The 18554-nt window shown below is 70.6% G+C and carries 10 protein-coding genes; 1 reads left to right on the top strand and 9 read right to left on the bottom strand.

The features are described 5' to 3' along the window. Window position 1 precedes the first annotated feature (1 nt). Genes EDD92_RS49165 through EDD92_RS49145 form a run of 5 tightly spaced genes read right to left on the bottom strand, consistent with a single transcriptional unit; the run spans window position 2 to window position 11097 of the window. Complete coding sequence (locus EDD92_RS49165) at window positions 2-5641, bottom strand: type I polyketide synthase (protein ID WP_399185654.1); 5640 nt, start codon at window positions 5639-5641, stop codon at window positions 2-4. A 39-nt stretch (window positions 5642-5680) separates the two neighbouring features. Beyond that, window positions 5681-8749 carry a type I polyketide synthase gene (locus EDD92_RS49160; RefSeq protein WP_123970989.1) on the bottom strand — a complete coding sequence of 1023 codons (3069 nt, stop codon included), beginning with the start codon at window positions 8747-8749 and terminating at the stop codon, window positions 5681-5683. Between the two features lie 55 nt (window positions 8750-8804). Then, window positions 8805-9542, bottom strand: coding sequence for a thioesterase II family protein (locus EDD92_RS49155; protein WP_123970988.1), 738 nt, complete (start codon window positions 9540-9542; stop codon window positions 8805-8807). Beyond that, complete coding sequence (locus tag EDD92_RS49150) at window positions 9539-10789, bottom strand: cytochrome P450 (RefSeq protein ID WP_123970987.1); 1251 nt, start codon at window positions 10787-10789, stop codon at window positions 9539-9541. Before EDD92_RS49150 ends, EDD92_RS49155 begins: the two co-directional genes overlap by 4 nt. Further along, window positions 10786-11097, bottom strand: a complete 312-nt coding sequence (locus EDD92_RS49145; protein WP_123970986.1) for a phosphopantetheine-binding protein — start codon at window positions 11095-11097, stop codon at window positions 10786-10788. Before EDD92_RS49145 ends, EDD92_RS49150 begins: the two co-directional genes overlap by 4 nt. A 432-nt stretch (window positions 11098-11529) precedes the next feature. Between EDD92_RS49145 and EDD92_RS49140 the strand changes: the two genes are divergently transcribed. Then, the gene (locus EDD92_RS49140; protein ID WP_123970985.1) at window positions 11530-14673 is read left to right on the top strand and encodes a BTAD domain-containing putative transcriptional regulator; all 3144 of its coding nucleotides are present in this window, start codon (window positions 11530-11532) and stop codon (window positions 14671-14673) included. On the opposite strand, the gene EDD92_RS49135 is transcribed toward EDD92_RS49140, so the two are convergent. The 4 genes from EDD92_RS49135 to EDD92_RS49120 all read right to left on the bottom strand — a co-directional run bounded on the left by EDD92_RS49135 (window position 14657) and on the right by EDD92_RS49120 (window position 18553). Beyond that, the gene (locus tag EDD92_RS49135) at window positions 14657-15424 is read right to left on the bottom strand and encodes an ABC transporter permease (protein WP_123970984.1); all 768 of its coding nucleotides are present in this window, start codon (window positions 15422-15424) and stop codon (window positions 14657-14659) included. The genes EDD92_RS49140 and EDD92_RS49135 overlap by 17 nt on opposite strands. Further along, entirely contained in the window at window positions 15421-16368 is a 948-nt protein-coding gene (locus EDD92_RS49130) for an ATP-binding cassette domain-containing protein (protein WP_123970983.1), read from the bottom strand. The genes EDD92_RS49135 and EDD92_RS49130 overlap by 4 nt, the downstream gene beginning before the upstream one ends. Window positions 16369-16492: 124 nt before the next feature. After that, a complete protein-coding gene (locus tag EDD92_RS49125) occupies window positions 16493-17212 on the bottom strand; it encodes a thioesterase II family protein (protein WP_123970982.1) in 720 nt (239 codons plus the stop codon). A gap of 30 nt (window positions 17213-17242) precedes the next feature. Next, window positions 17243-18553, bottom strand: coding sequence for a lysine N(6)-hydroxylase/L-ornithine N(5)-oxygenase family protein (locus EDD92_RS49120; RefSeq protein ID WP_123970981.1), 1311 nt, complete (start codon window positions 18551-18553; stop codon window positions 17243-17245). Between the last annotated feature and the right edge of the window lies 1 nt (window position 18554).

The raw sequence follows: 18554 nt of genomic DNA, 5'->3' as shown, positions 1-18554 counted from the left end.
CCTAGCCGAGCTCTTTGTCCAGAAGCGCGAGAAGCTCTCCCGCGGAGGCCGAACCGATCTGGTCGGCGATGCCGGCCGATGCTCCGGCGCTCGCCATCGAACGGACTCGGCCCTGCAGCTCACCGAGCAGAGTGGAAATGGTGGTCCTGTCCTCCGCCGGGAGTTCGAGGAACCCGTCCTCCAGCCGGGCGCCCAGCGCTTCGATCTCCTTGACCAGGTGATCGGCCGGAGATTCCGGGTCAGCACCGGAGTCGGGGGTGATGCTCGCGTTGAGGAACTGCGCGAGGGTGCTCGGGTTCGGATGGTCGAACACGAGCGTGGCGGGCAGCTTCAGGCCGGTCAGCGCCGCCAGCTTGTTCCTCAGTTGCAGCGCCGTGAGCGAATCGATCCCCAGTGTCTTGAACGTCGCAGCGGCACCGATCCGCCCTGTGTCGGCATGGCCGAGGACGATCGCGGTCTGCGTCCTGACGGCATCGAGCAGCACCGCCTCCGCGTCGGCCGGCGGCAGCTTCCTGAGCTGCTGCGCGAGTCCGCTGTCGGTGGACTCCCGGCTCCCCGGACCGCCGGGTCCGGCAGGCGTCCCGGTCAGACCGCGCAGGAGTGGCGAACCCAGGTGGTCGGCCTGCGGCGCGCCCGGAGCCGGGAGGTTCAGCCGCGCGGGCACCAGCACCGGCTCGTCCAGCGCGATCGCCGCGTCGAAGAGCGCGAGCCCCTCCCGCGACGACATCGGCTGCACGCCCTGCCGCTGCAGGCGTACGACGTCCGCGTCGCCGATGTCGGCGACCATCTCGCTGCGTTCGGCCCAAAAGCCCCAGCACAGCGAGCCGGCCGGCAGTCCCACGGCCCGGCGGGCCCCTGCGAGGCCGTTGAGGAACGCGTTGGCCGCCGCGTAGTTGGCCTGTCCCGCCGTCCCGAGCACACTCGCGATCGAGGAGAACAGCACGAATGCGGACAGGTCCAGATGCCGGGTCAGCTCGTGCAGGTGCCAGGCTCCGCGCACCTTCGGCGCGAGCACCGCGTCCACGCGGTCCTCGGTCAGCGCCTCGACGACCCCGTCGTCCAGCACGCCCGCACAGTGGATCACCGCCGTCAACGGATGCTCGGACGGCACCGCGGCGATCAGTTCGGCGACGGCGCCACGGCTCGTCACGTCGCAGGCCACGACGTCGGTGTGCGCCCCGGCCTCGGTCAGTTCCGCCCGCAGCGCTGCCGCGGCCGGGGCCGCCTGCCCCCGCCTGCTGGTCAGCACCAGTCGGCGCACACCGTGCCGCTGGACGAGGTGCCGGGCCAGCATCGCGCCCAGGCCGCTGGTACCTCCCGTGATCAGCACCGTCCCGGACCCGAGAGCGGGCACGTCGGTCGCCCCCTCGAAGGACCCAGGATCGGGGGACGCACCGCGGGCGGGCGCCAGTTGGGGAGTGGTCACCGTGCCGGCCCGGATCTTGAGCTGGGCTTCTCCGGTCTCGGCCGCCGCCGGGACGAGGGCCCACGAACCGGGCCGGCCGTCCGTGTCCACGAGCGTGAACCGGCCCGGGTTCTCGGTCTGCGCGGTGCGCACGAATCCCCAGATCGCGGCCGCCGCGGGGTCGGGGTGGGGAATCTGGTCGTCGTGGAACGCCTCCCGCGTCACGATGACCAGGCGTGAGTCGGAGAACCGGTCCTCGCGAAGCCAGTCCTGCGTCCACCGCAGCACGCGGTGGAGGTTCCGCTCGACGGCGGCGGGTGTGTCACCGCCGTCGCCGCCGTCACGGGCTGCCCGCTCGACGCGGGCGATGACGACTGGCGGTATCTCCCCGTCAAGAGCGGCGAGTTCCTCGAGGTCGGCGAAGACCGCTTCGCCCTGTCCCGGGGACGCGGCGGGTGCGTCGGGCTCCCCCATTGCCTCCGGGACGTCGGAGGTGCCCCCACCCAGCACCGCGTACCGGCCGGTGGCCCGACCGGGCGGGGCCGCGAGGGGAACCCAGTCCACCCGGAAGAGCGAGTCCTGGTGGTCGAAGCTCAGCTCGGTCAGTTTCTCGGCGTCAGCGGGGCGCAGGCTCAGCGATTCGACGCCGCCGACAGGTGTTCCGTTCTGGTCCGCGAGAGTCACGGACAGCGCGTTCTCCCCGGCGGGCGCGAGACGCACACGCAGCGCGGTCGGCTCGGCGCAGAGCACGCGGATGCCCGTGCAGCGGAAGGGCAGCCAGCCTTCGGGCCGGGAGTTGTCGACGATCTGCCCGAGGCCGATGGGGAGCAACGCGGCGTGGAGCAACGCGGGGTGGATCTGGAACCGGCCTTGGCCCGCGCCGTCGAGCGGGGGCAGCTCCACCTCCGCGAACAAGGCGTCGCCCTGGCGCCAGACCTCCTTCAGACCGCGCAGCAGGGGGCCGTGGCTGAACCCGAGGGCGGAGAGTCTGGCGTACTCGTCCTCGAAGGGCACGCTGACCGCGCCCGCGGGAGGCCACGCGGCAAGGTCTTCCTCCGCGCGGGTTCCCTCGACGCGGGACCCGACGACCCCGACGGCGTTGCACGTCCACTCGCCTTCGCCCTCACCCCGTGAGTACACGCTGACCACGCGCTTGCCGTCGACTACGACGCGGATCTCGCGATCGGCCGTCCGGGACAGCACCAGCGGTGTTTCCAGGGTGAGCTCCTCGACGACGTCGCACCCCACCTGGTTGGCCGCCCACACCGCGAGCTCCGCCAGCACCGCTGCCGGCACCAGGACGGCGCCGTGGACCACATGGTCGGCGAGCCACGGGTGGCGCTCCAGCGACAGGCGCCCGCGGCCCGCCACTGCGCCGCGCTCTGCGTCATCGGGCAGATCGATCACGGCATCGAGCAGCGGGTGGTCCGACGTGCTCGCGGTGGTGGTCTCGTTGGGCGTGTTCAGCCAGTAGCGCTGCCGCTGGAAGGCGTACGTGGGCAACTCGACCCACCGGCCCTCCCAGCCCGGGAACGCCGCCTCCCACGACACTGCGACGCCCGCGCGGAAGGCCTCGGCCGCCGACTGCCAGAACCGCGCGAGGCCGCCCTCGCCGCGGCGCAGCGTGCCCACGACAGCGGCCTCGACACCCGCGCTGTCCAGGGTCTCTTCCACGCCGACCGTCAGTATCGGGTGGGCCGACGCCTCGATGAAGCACCGGAAGCCCTGCTCGGCCAGAGCCCGGGTCGCCTCCTCGAAGCGGACCGTGCGGCGCAGGTTGGTGTACCAGTACTCGGCGTTCAATCCCTTCGTGTCCAGCCAGTCGGCCGTCACCGTCGAGAAGAACGGCACCTCGGCCGTACGCGGCTCAAGTCCCCCCAGTACACGGCCCAGTTCCTCGCGGATCGCCTCCACATGAGCGCAGTGCGAGGCGTAGTCCACCGGAACACGGCGGGCCCGCACCTCGTCCGCTTCACAGGCGGCCAGCCACGCGTCCAGCTCGGCCACATCACCCGACACCACAACGGACGAGGGCCCGTTGACCACCGCGACGGACAGCCCGTCCGTCAGGCGCGCACGCACCTCCTCCGCCGGCAGCGCCACCGACGCCATGCCCCCGCGCCCCGACAGCGCGAGGATCGCCTTCGACCGGAGCGCGACCACCTTCGCGGCGTCCTCGATCGACAGGGCACCCGCGACACACGCGGCAGCGATCTCTCCCTGCGAGTGGCCCACGACAGCGGCGGGCTGCACCCCGTACGAGCGCCACACCGCGGCCAACGACACCATCACAGCCCACAGCACGGGCTGCACGACATCCACCCGCTCCAACGCCTCGGCGTCCCCGAGCACGTCGAAGAGGGACCAGTCGACGTACGGCGACAGCGCCTCGGCACACTCCCTCATCCGCCCCGCGAACACCGGGGAGGAGTCGCACAGCTCCCTCCCCATCTCGACCCACTGCGCCCCCTGGCCGGGGAACACGAACACCGTCTTGTCCACCGGCTTCGCGACGCCGGACACCTCGTCGGCAAGGCCGCTCCCGTCACCCGCGGCGACAGCGGCCAGGGCGGCGAGGAGTTCGTTGCGGTCGGCGCCGATCACCACCTGGCGGTGCTCGAACAGCGATCGCGTCGTCACCAGCGAGTACCCCACGCCCGCGAGCGGCAGGTCCGCGTCCGCGGCCACGCTGTCCCGCAGCCGCTGCGCCTGCTCCCGCAGCGCCTGCTCGGACCGCGCCGACAGCACCCACGGCACCGGGCCCGGGGCGCCGGTGGACACCTGGCCGGCGGCGAAGTCCACGGCTTCGCGCGCCGGGGCCTCCTCCCCCTGGGGCGCCGTCTCCTCCTCGGGTGCCTGCTCGAGGATCAGGTGCCCGTTGGTGCCGCTGATCCCGAAAGCGGAGATGCCTGCCCGCCGGGGCCGTCCCGGTGCGCTGGTCCATTGCCTGGCCTCGGTCAGCAGCTTCACCGCCCCGGCCGACCAGTCCACGTGCGTCGAGGGACGGTCCACGTGCAACGTCTTCGGCAGCACCCCGTGACGCATCGCCATGATCATCTTGATGACGGCGCCGACACCCGCGGCCGCCTGGGTGTGCCCGATGTTCGACTTCAGCGACCCCAGCCACAGCGGTCTGCCCGGCTCCCGCTCCTGCCCGTAGGTGGCCAGCAGCGCTTCCGCCTCGATGGGGTCGCCCAGCTTCGTGCCGGTGCCGTGCGCCTCCACCGCGTCCACATCGCTCGCCTGCAGCCCGGCATCGGCCAGCGCCGCCCGGATCACCCGCTGCTGCGCCAGTTCGTTCGGCGCGCTCAAACCGTTGGACGCCCCGTCCTGGTTGATGGCCGAGCCGCGGATCACCGCCCAGATCCGGCGCCCATGGCGCCGCGCGTCCGAGAGCCGCTCAAGGACCAGCACCCCGACGCCCTCGGAGAAACCGGTACCGTCCGCCGCGTCCGCGAACGCCTTGCACCGCCCGTCCGCCGACAGACCCCGCTGCCGGCCGAGCTCCACGAGCAGACCTGGAGTCGGCAGTGCCGCCACCCCGCCGGCCAACGCCAACGTGCACTCCCCGGAACGCAGGGACCGCACGGCCTGGTGGACGGCGACGAGCGACGAGGAGCACGCGGTGTCGGTCGACACCGCCGGGCCCTGCAGACCCAGCGTGTACGCCACCCGGCCCGAGGCCACGCTGGTGTGTGTCCCCGTGAGTGCGAAGCCCTCCGTTTCGCCGGCCGCGCCGCCCATTCGCGGGCCGTAGTCGACGCCGTAGATCCCCGTGAACACCCCGGTCGCCGAACCCCGCAGCCCGGCCGGGTCGATACCCGCCCGTTCCAGCGCTTCCCACGACGTCTCCAGCATCTGCCGCTGCTGGGGATCCATCGCCAACGCCTCGCGTGGACTGATACCGAAGAACCCCGCGTCGAACTCAGCGAGATCGGGCAGGAACCCGCCCGAGCGCGTGTACGTCTTCCCGTGCGCCTCGGGATCCGGGTCGTACACCGCCTCCACGTCCCACCCGCGGTCCTGCGGGAAGGCGCTCATGGCGTCCACACCGTCGGCCACGATCGACCACAGCCCCTCGGGGGACGTCGCCCCGCCCGGGAAGCGACACCCCACACCCACGACCGCGATGGGCTCGCGAGCGGACTCCTCCAGCTCGCGCACGCGCTCGCGCAGCTCCTGCGCGTCGCCGACGGCGCGTCGCAAGTAGGACCGGAGCTTGTCGACTTCCTCCACCTGGGCCTCCCCCATGGTTGCTAAGAAGAACGGGTGCGGCTAGACGTATCCGCGGTCGATCAGTGCGTACAGATCGTCATCACTGCTGCTTTCCAAGCTCGTTTCCTCCACCGGTGCCGGGGCGTCGGTTGTCTCCGGCTCCAGGAGGGAGAAGATGTGGCGAGCGAGTGTCTGGGCGGTGGGGTAGGTGAACGCGACGGTGGCCGGCAGCCGCACTCCGGCCGCCGCGGTGAGCCGGTTGCGCAGCCCCACTGCCATCGAGGAGTCGAAGCCCAGGTCCTTGAACGTCTCGGTCGGCCTCGCCTCGAGATCGGCGCCCGTCACACCCGCGACCTTCACGCTCAGCAGCGCCGCCGCTTCGGCGCACACAAGCGTGAGGACCGATGACTGCGAACCCAGGTCCGCCGCTCTGGTGGCGGTGTCATGGGGTGCCGTCAGCCAGTACCGCTGCCGCTGGAAGGCGTAGGTCGGCAGGTCGATCCGGCGCGGCCGGTCCGCGGCGAGCATCGCTGCCCAGTCCACCGGCACACCACGCACATGCAGTTCGGCCAGTGACGCCAGGACCTTGCTCGCGCTCCCGTCCTCCTTGTGCAGGGTGCCCACCACCACCGACGAGGCCGCCTGCGTGTCGGCGATCTCCTCGATCGCCACCGCGAGCAGGGGGTGCGGACTGACTTCCACGAACAAGCCGGCACGCTCACGTGTCAGGTGTTCGACGATGCGCCTCATGGCGGCTTCGAACCGGACCGGTTCCCGCAGGTTGCGGTACCAGTAGGCCGTGTCCAGCTCCGCGGGGTCGATCAGCCCGCCGGTCACCGTCGAGTAGACCGCAACCGGCGAGGGCACGGGTGTGATGCGGCCCAGCTCCTGCGGAAGCCGGTCCTCGAACCGGTCCATCAGCGGCGAGTGCCCGGGAACGCTCGACGGGATCAACCGTGCGCGAGCGCCGTCGGATTCACAGGCCGCGACCAGCTCCCTCACCGCCGAGGCCTCACCCGAGACCGTCGTCGAGTTCGGTCCGTTGACCGCAGCGATCACGACTCGTGACCCCCACCGCCCCAGCAGCTCCCGCACCCGCGCCTCGGGCAGCAGGATCCCCGCCATGCTGCCCTGCCCGGCGACCGTGGCCAGCATGCGAGAGCGCAGGGCCACGATCTTGGCCCCGTCCGACAGGGTCAGAACGCCCGCGGCACAGGCCGCGGCGATCTCGCCCTGGGAGTGACCGATCACCGCATCCGGTGTCATCCCCAGCGAACGCCACACCGCCGCCAGCGACACCATCACGGCCCACAGCACCGGCTGGACGACCTCCACCCGATCCAGGTCCGCGGCCTCCGGCCCCCCGCACACGGTGTCGACCAACGGCCAGGACACCCACGGCGCCAGCGCACGCGCGCACTCATCGATCGAGCGCGCGAAAACCTCCGACTCCGCGTACAACTGCCTCCCCATACCAATCCACTGCGACCCCTGCCCCGGGAACACGAAGACGACCGGGCCCACCGGCCCCGCGGTCACCCCTCGAACCACCCGCGCCGAAGTCCCGCCCGCCGCCACCGTGTCCAGACCAGCCAGCGCCTGCGCACGATCACTGCTCAGCAGCACCGCCCGGTGCTCGAACAACGATCGCGTCGACACCAGCGAGTGCCCCACGTCGCTCGCCGACAGCGACGCGTCCGCGGCCACGCGGTCCCGCAGCCGCGCCGCCTGCTCCCGCAGAGCCGGCTCCGAGCGTGCCGACAGCACCCACGGCACCACCCCGAAGGCGCCCGCGGAGCGCGGGTCCTCAGCTTCGGCACGGAGTTCCGTCCGCGCTTCGGGGGCCTGTTCGAGGATCACGTGCGCGTTGGTGCCGCCCATCCCGATCGACGACACCCCTGCCCGCCGCGGCCGGCCCGGCTCGCTCGGCCAGGGCCGCGCGGCCCGAAGGACTTCGAAGTCGTCCTGAAAGTCGGTAATGGCCGGGTTCGCGGAGCGGAAGTTGGGATTCGGGACCAGGTGGGCGCGGTCCACGCAGAGCGCGGTCTTCACGAATCCGACGATCCCCGCGGCCGGCTCCAGGTGCCCGACGTTCGCCTTCACCGAGCCGATCGTCAGGGGGCGGCTGCGGCCGGTTTCCCGGAACACCTTGCGCAGACCGGCTATCTCGGCCGGATCGCCGAGCCGTGTGCCGGTGCCGTGGGCCTCGACGTAGTCGACGTCGTCGAACGCAACGGCCGCGCACTTCAGAGCGGACAGTGCGGCTGCCGCCTGCCCGCCGGGGCTGGGGTCCGGCATCCGGGAGGACGCGCCACCGCTGCCTACGCCCCAGCCGCGCACCACCGCGTAGATGTGATCACCGTCGGCGACGGCGAGGTCGAGCCGCTTCAGCAGGACGAACGCCCCGCCCTCTCCCCGGATGAAGCCGCCTGCCCGTTCGTCGAAGGGGAAGCAGCGGCCGTCGGGCGAGAGGGCGCCCAGATTCGCCAGAGCGCCGCCCGCTTCCGGATCGACGATCAGCTCCACGCCGCCCGCGATCGCCATGTCGACCGCGCCGCTGCGTATCCGTTCACACGTCAGCGCCAACGACACGAGTGAGGAGGACTGGCCCGAGTCCGCGCAGAAGCTCATGCCGCGGACGTCGAACAGGCTCGAGATCCGGTTCGCAATCAGCGCACCGCTGGAGCCGAGCGCGGCGTAGTGGTCGTCCTGGTCGCTGCCTGACAGCTTGCGCAGCAGTTCGTACCCGGAGGGCGCGGCGCCGACCACGACATCGATCTCGCGGCCCGCGAGCTCGGTCGCCGGGATGCGGGCGTCCTCGACGGCCTCCCAGGCGAGCTCCAACCCCAGCCTCTGCGCAGGGTCCATGGCGGCCGCTTCCGCCGGCCCCGTTGCGAAGAACCCGGCGTCGAATCCGTCGATGGAGTCGAAGAACGAACCCGAGTTCAAGGTGGCGGCGTCCGGGTGGGACATGTATTTCGAGTTCGCGTCGGCCGCCCGCTGCTCGGGAAACGTTCCGACGGTGGACTTCCCGTCGAGCAACAGGCGCCAGAACTCCGCCAGGTTGTGCACACCGGGAAAGCGGCACGACATCCCGATGACAGCAATATCGGTGGCTGCGCCACTCATGCGCGTTCCCTCCGGTTCCCTCGGTGTACGGCTCTTACGGGCGGCTGCACTGCGCTCACAGCCAACGGGTCAGCAACATCCGCAACTCGTCCGGTGCGTCCATGAAGTCGTAGTGACCGCCGTCGACCACCCGGAATTCGACCGAATCCGCGTACCGGCGCCAGCCCTGCAGGTCGTCGAGGCTCACCTCGGGGTCGTCCCGCCAGTGCAGGACGACGATGGGGCAGTCCACCGCGACCGGCTCGGCCCGCCGGTACGCACCCGCGGCCGCGTGATCACGCAGCAGCACCATGAGGCCCAGATCGACCACGTCCGTCCGCGGCTCGATCCCCCGGCCACGGACGAACGACTCGACCTCGGCACGCAGTTCGGACTCGGTCATGGCGAGCATCCGGTCGCGCGAGGCATCGTGCGGCGCCGGCTGGCCCGACACGAACAGGCAGTCCGGTGTGGGCAGGCCGAGTTCGGCGAGCCTCAGCACGGTCTCGTACGCGGGCAGCGCACCCGCGCAGTGCCCGAAGAACGCGAACGGCCCCTCGATCAGCGGCGCCAGGGATTCGACCAGGCCGGCGGCGAGGTTCTCGTAGGTGCCGTAGTGGGGATGGCCGAGCCGGTTCTCGCGGCCGGGGAACTGCACCGGGCAGATCTCGATGTCGTCGAGGGCGGTCGGCCAGGCGCTGAATGCCGACGCCCCGGACCCGGAGAAGGGAAAGCAGAAGATCCGGGCGGGGTGGTCGGTGGACGGCGGCCGGACGAACCACGGCGACATGACGGTGGGGGAGCCGGATGTCATGGCGTCTTTCGTTTCTGGGCGACGACGGGCAGGTGGGTCATCCCGGCGATGAAGTACGACCGCAGGTGCTGCGGTTCGCCGGCGAGTTCGATCGATCCGAATCGCTGCAGCAGTTCCTCGAAGAAGACGCGCAGGGTCAGCCGGGCCAGCGGTGCGCCGATGCAGAAGTGCGGCCCGAACCCGAACGCGACGTGGCGCTTCGCGTTGCTCCGCGTGATGTCGAACGTGTGCGGGTCGGTGAACCGGGAGGCGTCCCGGTTGGCCGATCCGATCCACGCAACGACCGCCCCACGGGCCGGGATCGTGCCCCCGCCGATCTGGACGTCGTCCACCGCGTACCGCATGAAGTTGCACGCGGGCGATGTCCAGCGCAGCGCTTCCTCGGCCAGGTTCGGGATCAGCGTCGGGTCGGCCTGCGCCTTCTCGAACTGATCGGGCCGCTCGATGAGCGCGTGCACGGCGCCCGAGACGGTGTGCGGTGTCGTCACGTTGGCGCCCAGGAGAATGCTGTAGCCGTCGAGGGCGATCTCCTCGTCGGTCAGCGGGGCGCCTTCCGGGCGGACGCTCATGAGGTGGCTGAGCAGGCTGTCGTCCTCGCCTCCGGTCGCCCGGTGCCGCTTGACCCATTCGGTGACGTAGGTGACCAGTTCGTGGTGGGAGATGGCCAGCGTCGCGGCTTCGCTGCCCTGCTGGAAGTGCGGGTCCGAGGGAGCCGTCACCATCGCGGTCAGCTCAACGAGTTCTTCCCAGTCCTTCTCCGGGATCCCCAGCAGCGGGCCCGTGACGATCGCCGGGAGGAGCAGCGCCCGCTCGGCCAGGTCGAAGGTGTCACCGTCCAGGGCCGGCTCGAGGAAGCGCACGATCGACCGCCGGATCGAGTCCTCCCAGGACTTCACCGTCCGGACGGTGAGCTTGGAGCCGAGCGGCCTGCGGACCTCGGTGTGCCGCGGCGGGTCGGTGGACGTCAGCAGCTTTCCCGCCGCGACGTCGTCCGTCCCGAGGTGGGTGACCACCGTGCCGCGCTCCGAGGTGAACTCCCGGTGGTCGCCGAGCACGCGGCAGACGTCCTCATAGCGGGTCACCGACCAGAACTCCCGGCCGTCCGGGAGGACTTGGTGGTGCAGGGGCGCCTTCGCCCGCATCACGTCCCAGACGGGGTGCGGATCGCCCGAGGTGTAGAGGTCCAGGTCGAACAGGTCGATGTCGGCGAGGTCGATGTCGCACGCGGGACCCGGCGTCAGCCTCACGTCCCGGCCCTCCCCTGCTCTATCAGCTCGGCGACCATGGCCGGGGTACCCGCAAGGTAGAAGTCGCGCACGGAGAGCTTGACGCCGTAATCCTGCAGCACCCGCTCAATGATGTTGATTCCGACGAGTGAATTGCCGCCGAGCGTGAAGAAGTCGTCTTCCGCCCCGACCTCGCGACCGCCGAGGCACTCCTCCCACAGAGCCGAGATTTCCTGAACGAGCGACACCGGCGCACTCGAAGGCGCGGCTTGTCCTTCTGACGCCTCATCCTGTCCACCTCGCTGGTGAACCTGCGGCAACGATGCCATTGCCAGTCTTCCTTCCTCCGCCGAACGGGAGTGCCCGCCCACGCCGTTTCCGGTCCGCGGACCGTCACGCCATCACGACCACGGGCGCCGTTTCAGCTGTCCCGCCGGCGAGACAGATCCTTTGAACGGCCGAAACGAGTGTCTCGGTGATGCCCGGTGCTCGCAGGTCACGTGGGATTGAGAATGGGCCAACGAGTCGGCACGCTAATGCCTTCGCGGGCGCTGTGGTTATGTCCAGCGGTCGGCTCGATCGGTCCTAAAGTGGAATTCGAAATTTTCCCGAGCGGAACTGCCGGAGCATTGGCCCGTATCGGCGACGGCGTGCGCTTTCCCGTCGCCTGGTCAGCACGCCGGCGCTGGCCATTGCCACGACGGGACCCCCGACGCGTCAGCCGCTGGAGGCCCGCCGACCACGCATGGCAAGATCTGTGGGTGCAGATCGGAATGCTTGGTCCGTTCGAGGTTCGCACGATCGGCGGCGCCTGTGCCGACGTGCCGGGCGCGCGGCTGCGCGGGCTGTTGATCGCCCTCGCGCTCAAGCCGGGCAAGGTGGTCCCGAAGGCGACGCTCATCGACTGGATCTGGGGTGAGCTACCGCCCGCCGATGCGACAAACGCCCTGCAGCGCTTGGCCTCCCGGCTGAGGAAGGTGCTCCCCGACGGGGTGGTCGAGGGGCAGACGGACGGCTACCGGTTGACGGTGCAACCCGACGATGTCGACGCCGTACGGTTCGAACGCCTCCTCGCCGCAGGCCAGATCCGCACCACGGACGATCCGCGGCGGGTGCAACTGCTGCGGGAGGCAGTCGCGTTGTGGCGGGGTCCGGCCATGCAGGACGTCGGTCTGCAGAACAGTGCGGCGTTCGACGCGGCGGTTGCCCGGCTCGAAGGGCTGCACCTGACCGCCCTGGAGGATCGGCTCGACGCGGACGTCGGGCTCGGCAACGGCGCGGAGCTGGTCACCGAACTGACCGACCTGGTGGCCGCCCATCCGCTGCGGGAGCGGCTTGCCGCCCTGCTGATGCGTGCCCTCGTCGCGGCCGGGCGCGGCAGCGAGGCGCTGCAGGTGTTCCAGCGCACGAGGGAGGCCCTGGCCGACGCGCTGGGCGTCGACCCGTCGCCGGAGCTGTCCGATCTGAACGTCGCGCTGCTGCGGGGCGAGTTGGGACGGCGCGAGGAGGCCCGGAAGACCAACCTGCGCGCCGAACTCACCAGCTTCGTCGGCAAGACCGCCGACGTCGCCACCATCCGTGAGCTCATCGCCGGACACCGGCTCACCACCCTGATCGGTCCGGGCGGCTCCGGCAAGACCAGGCTGGCCACGGAAACCGCGCGCACGCTGCTCGACGATCTGCCGGACGGGGCCTGGCTGGTGGAGCTGGCGGGCATCGGCCCCGACGATGACCTGGCGCAGTCGACGCTCGCCGGGCTGGGCCTGCGGGACGCGCTGCTCGGCGGGACGCCGAACGCGGAGCCGACGGACCGGCTCATCGCCGCGATCCGCCAGCGGGAGGCGCTGCTGATCCTGGACAACTGCGAGCACGTGATCGAGTCGGCGGCGGCGTTCGCCCATCGCGTGCTCGGGGAGTGCCAGCGGCTGCGGATCCTGGCGACGAGCAGGGAACCGCTCGGAATCACCGGTGAGGCGCTGTGGCCGGTCGAGCCGCTGGCCCTGCCGGACGTGTACCCCAGCCGCGCCGAGATGGAGTCCTCGCCGGCGGTCCAGTTGCTGCGCGACCGGGCCCAGGCGGTGCGCCGGGACCTGGTGGTCGACGCCCGTACGTTGTCGACGATGGTGCGCATCTGCCGGGCACTGGACGGGATGCCGCTGGCGATCGAACTGGCCGCGGCCAGGCTGCGCACGATGTCCGTGGACCAGCTCGCCCACCGGCTCGGTGACCGGTTCCACCTTCTGACCAGCGGCAGCCGGACCGCGTTGCCGCGGCACAAGACGCTGCGTGCGGTGGTCGACTGGAGCTGGGACCTGCTCACCGACGCCGAGCGGATGGTGTTGCGCAGGCTTTCGGTGTTCTCGGGCGGGGCGAGCCTGGAGGCTGCCGAGCGGGTCTGCACCGGCGACGGCGTGGAGCGGGAGCAGGTGCTGGAGTTGCTCACCTCGCTGGCCGAGAAGTCGCTGCTGCGCACATCGGACAACGCCGCCCCGCGCTACCGGATGATCGGCACGATCAAGGAGTACGCGGGGCTCCGGCTGGCGGAGGCGGGGGAATCGGACCTGGCGCGCCAGGCGCACCTGTCCTGCTTCACCGAGCTGACCGAGGCCGCCGAGCCGCGTCTTCGCCGCGCCGAGCAGCTGGAATGGCTGGCCACGCTGGAGGCCGAGCACGACAACATCGGCTCCGCGATGCGGGGCGCGCTCGCGGCCGGCGAGGCGCAGGCGGCGATGCGGCTCGCGGCGGGCGCGGGCTGGTACTGGTGGCTCGGTGGGCACCGGGCCGAGGGCATGGAGCTGATCACCGCGGCCACCGAGCGGCCCTGCGAGGTGACCGACGACATCCGGGCCACGGTCTACGGCCTCGTGGTGATGTTCGTGACCTCCGGGCGGGGCGACGAGCGCCAGGCCGCCGAGTGGATCCACAAGGCCTACCGGTTCAGCCGGCGCAGTCAGTACCGCCACCCGGCACTGGAACTCGTCGGCCCGCTGGAACGCATGCTGCAGGAGCCCGAGGCGATCCTGTCCGCGTTCGAACCGCTACTGGACAGCGAGGACCCCTGGGTGCGCGCGCTGGCCCGGTTGCACCTGGGCAAGATGCGGATCGTGCTCGGCCAGGAGGGGCGGGACGCGGACGCTCACCTGGAGCTGGCTCTCGCCGAGTTCCGTGCGCTCGGCGAGCGGTTCGGGATCTCGTTCGCCCAGACCGAGTTGGCGGACCGGATAGCGGTACGCGGTGAGTTCGCCGACGCGTGCGAGCACTACGAGCAGGCGATCGAGGTCGTCACCGAACTGGGTGCCGCCGAGGACGTCATCCGGATGCGGTCGAAGCAGGCCCAGCTGTACTGGCTGCTGGGCGACCGGGACGCCAGTACGGCCGCCATAGCCGAGGCGCAGCGGTGCGCCGAGCGGGTCGCCTGGCCGGACGCGCTGGCCGAGCTGGCCCTCTCGGAGGCGGAACTCGCCCGGTGGAACGGCGACTTCGAGGAGGCGCACAGGCAGGTCGGGGTCGCGACGGCCATGTTGGGCGAGGAAGCGAAGCAGGCGCACATCCGCGCGGTGACGCACGACCTGCTCGGCTACCTTGCCGAGGATCTCGGCGAGGCCCGTGCGTTCCGGGCCGCGGCCTGTGAGGCGGCGTCCGAGGCGGGGCACGCGCCTCTGATCGCGCAGATGCTCGTCGGGGTCGCGGACCTGGCTTTGCGCCGCGACCAGTACGAGCAGGCCGCGCGGCTGCTCGCGGCGAGCGCGGGCGTGCGCGGGCTGCGGGACCGTTCCCACCCGGACGCGGCCCGCATCGAGGAGACGGCGCGGCTCCGCCTCGGCGACGCGGGGTTCGCCGAGGCGGAGCGGGAGGGGGCCGGAGCGGACTGGTCCCAGTTGGTCGCGGTCACGCTCGCTTCTTGAAGGTGGACACCGCCCACACGTATCCGAGGGCGGTGAGCCCGATGCTCCAGGCGAAGGCGCCGATCACGTGCCCGGTCGACGGTGTGTGGCCGGTCATCAGGCCGCGCAGCGTCTCGATCATCGGCGTGAAGGGCTGGTACTCCGCGAACTGACGGACGCCGTCGCCCATCGAGTCGGCGGGGACGAACGCGCTGCTCAGGAAGGGCAGGATGTTCAGCGGCACGGAGCCCATGCCCGCCGACTCCGGGGTCTTCGCGGCCAGGCCCATGGCGACCGTGAGCCAGCTGGCCGCGAAGCTGATCAGCGCCACCATGCCGAACGCGCCGAGCCAGCCGAGGACGCCCGCGTCGCTGCGGAATCCCATCGCGAAGCCGACGCCGACGATGGCCACGCAGGCGAGCAGGCAGCGCATCGTCGTGGCGACGACGTGACCGGTCAGCACGGCACCGCGAGAGACGTCCATGACCTTGAACCGGTTGATGATGCCCTTGGCCATGTCGCCGTGCACCGACATCGCGGTCGGCCCCAGCCCGTAGGTGATGGCCATCACGGTCAGGCCCGGCACCGCGTAGTCGATGTACTTGCCGCCACCGACGTCGAAGGCGCCACCGAACACCAGGACGAACATGCCCATGATGACGATGGGCAGCAGGACCGCCTGGAACACCGCGGAGGGATTGCGGCCCTGGTGCTTGAAGTTGCGACGCAGCATGATCGCCGAGTCGCCGAGGGACGTGGAGATGGTGCTCATTTGGCGATCGCCTCCGCGGTGGTGGTGCTGGCGTGACCGGTCAGGGCAAAGAAGACGTCGTCGAGGTCCGGCGTGTGCACGGAGAACTCTTCTGCGTTGATCATGTGTTCGTCGAGCCGGTCCAGCACGGCCCGCAGCGACCTCGAACCGCCGTCGCTGGGCACCCGCAGGATCAGTTCCTGCACGTCCCGGGTGGAGCCGGTCAGGATCCGCGCCGCCGCGTCGAGTTCGAAGTGGTCGGCGAACCGGAGCCGGACATGGGTGCCGGGGACCCGGTGCTTCAGCTCATCGGGGGTGCCCTGGGCGACGATGTGGCCTCCGTCGACCACCGCGATCCGGTCGGCGAGCTGGTCGGCCTCCTCGAGGTACTGGGTGGTGAGGAAGATGGTGGTGCCCTCCGCCACCAACTCGCGGACGATCCCCCACATGGTGCGCCGGCTGCGCGGGTCCAGCCCGGTCGTCGGCTCGTCCAGGAAGATGATCTGCGGGTTGCCGACCAGCGTCATCGCCAGGTCCAGCTTCCGGCGCATACCGCCGGAGTAGCTCCCCGCCGTCTTCTCCGCCGACTCGACCAGGTCGAACCGCTCAAGGAGCCGTGTGACCAGGTGGTCAGCGTTGCGCACCCGCTTCAGGTCCGCCATCAGCTGCAGGTTCTCCCGGCCCGTCAGCAGCTCGTCCACCGCGGCGAACTGACCGGTCACGCCGATCAGCGAGCGTACCTGCTTGGTCGCGGTCACCACGTCGTGCCCGGCGACGTGCACCGTGCCGGCGTCGGCCTGCTGCAAGGTCGTCATGATGTTCACCGTCGTCGTCTTGCCCGCCCCGTTCGGGCCGAGCAGCGAGAAGATCGATCCCGCGGCGACCTCGAAGTCGATGCCGTCGAGCACGACTTTTTCCCCGTACGTCTTCCGCAGCCCTGAGACCGCAATCACCGAACTCTTCATGCCTCCACCATTCCAACCGTCGCAGACATCTACCTGTCACCGCCCTGTCACGGCCCCTGACACGGCGTTCCCTCGCATCGCCCCTGGCCAGAGCGCCGTTCGGCGCTCATACGACCGCAGGCGACTAGTGACCGCGGGCGGCTTGCGCCTCGATCACGTCAAGCACGTCCGGGCCGCTGTCGACCAGGTACATGTGATCCCCGGGGAACTCCGTGTAGCTGAACTCGGCCGTGGTCGCCTTCTGCCACTGCTGGGCCTCCTCCGCGGTGACCAGGCCGTCGCGGTCGCCCCGGAGCGAGAGGATCGGCACCGACACCGGATCGTCGGTGCTCGGCACGTAGTTCTCGTGCATCTCGCAGTCGGCCTGCAGCGCGGGGAGGATCAGTTCGCGCATCTCCGGGTGGTCGAGAGCCTCGTGCCGGAACCCCGCGAACTCCTCCACCCGGGCGAGGAACTCCTCGTCCGGGAGCCCCGCCGCCCGCCGCTCCCGCTGGGTCCACGGTCCCGGCGAGCCACTGACGACCAGCCGCTCGACGTGCACGTCGCGCGCGCTCAGCAGATGCACCAGCTCGTAGGCGAGCACCGCGCCCAGGCTGTGCCCGAACAGCACGGTCCGCGCCCCCTCGCCGAGATCCGCGACGACGTCGTCGATCGAGTTCCTGGCCGCTTCGACGACATTGCGGTACGGCGTCTCCAGGATCCGCCGCTCCCTGCCGGGCAGCTCGACCGAGGTCACTCGCCACCGGCCGGCGGACAGATCCCGCCACGGGTGGAAGAACGAAGGACCCGCTCCCGCGAACGGCACGCACAGCAGCGTGGTCCGGTCCTGTTCTCCCTCGGACATGCCGGGTTGCTTCACCCCGACCAACCCCAATCATCCATTCGATGGTTCGTTGAACCGGTTCCGGGATATCGACCGCACGATCTCTCCACTGCGGGTCGCCATGTTCGACAGCAGGGAGGACGACAGCCCGTGTGTGTGCTCGGTGCCGCCTTGCAGGTAGATCCCGGCACTCAGGTCCTCGGTCGTGACCAGCCGGTAGTCGCGCTCGACGCGGTGGCGGTCCTGGTCGTCGCGGGCGCAGTACCCGTCGAGGTCGCCGAGCACCCCTTCGACGGCCATCGCCTCGTACCCGGTGGCACACACGACGACGTCGACGTCCATGTCGTAGGAATGGTCACCCGCCAGCGAGTGGATGGTGATCCGGGTGTCCTCGCCGCTGCGCTTCACGTCGGTGACCCGCGACAGCTCGGCGAACCGGAGCCGCTCGGCGCCCCGCACCTCGTCGTCGTACTGACGCTGGTAGAGACTGCGGATCACTTCGTCGTCGACCACGGAGTAGTTGGTGTTCTTGTGGTACTGCCAGACCTTGTCCTTCGCGAACTCCTCGGCGAAGTAGTAGTCGTCGACCGCGTTCGGGTCGAACACGCGGTTCGCGAACGGCGTGTTGTCGGCGATGCTGTAGCCGTACGACGGGATCACGGCGGTGACCGTGGCGTTCGGGGCGTAGTCGTAGCAGTGGCGGGCGATTTCCGCGGCGCTCTGCCCGGCCCCGACCACCACCACGTTGTTGAGTTGCGCGGCGTCGCAGCGCCGGAACTTCTCCAGGAACTCCGAGCTGTGCCACACGTGCTCGTCCCGGACGAAGTCCTCCGGCATCTTCGGCGCCAGGCCGGTCGCCAGGACGACGTTGCGTGCTTCCACGAACGTCGTTCCGGTGGCCGTTGAGGACACCTGGATCCGGAAGCGGTCGATCGGACCGGCCGGGTCCGATCCCCGCACCGGGGTGACGGCGGTGACCGTGGTGCCGTAGGACACCTGGTCGGTGAAGTTCGCCGCCACCCACTCCAGGTACTGGTGGAACTCCGCGCGCGTCGGAAAGAAGTCGGAGTTGTTGACGAACTGCGGCAGGCGGCCGACCGCGTGCAGGAACGACACGAAGCTGTACCGCGAGGTGGGATTGCGGAACGTCACCAGGTCCTTCAGGAACGAGACCTGCATCTTCGCCGTCGGCAGCAGCATGTTGCGGTGCCAGCCGAAAGACGGCTGGCTCTCGAAGAACCGCGCGGTCAGCGGGGCGGCCTCCTCGCCGGCCCGCTCCTCCAGCGCGATGGCGAGGGACAGGTTCGAGGGCCCGAAACCTATGCCCACCACGTCGTAGACGGATGGTTCAGGAACAGCCATG

This window comes from Streptomyces sp. TLI_185 (genome assembly GCF_003814765.1).
GTDB lineage: Bacteria > Actinomycetota > Actinomycetes > Streptomycetales > Streptomycetaceae > Streptomyces.
Note: the sequence above shows the minus strand (reverse complement) of the source record. Positions and strands in the feature narration are given on the sequence as shown.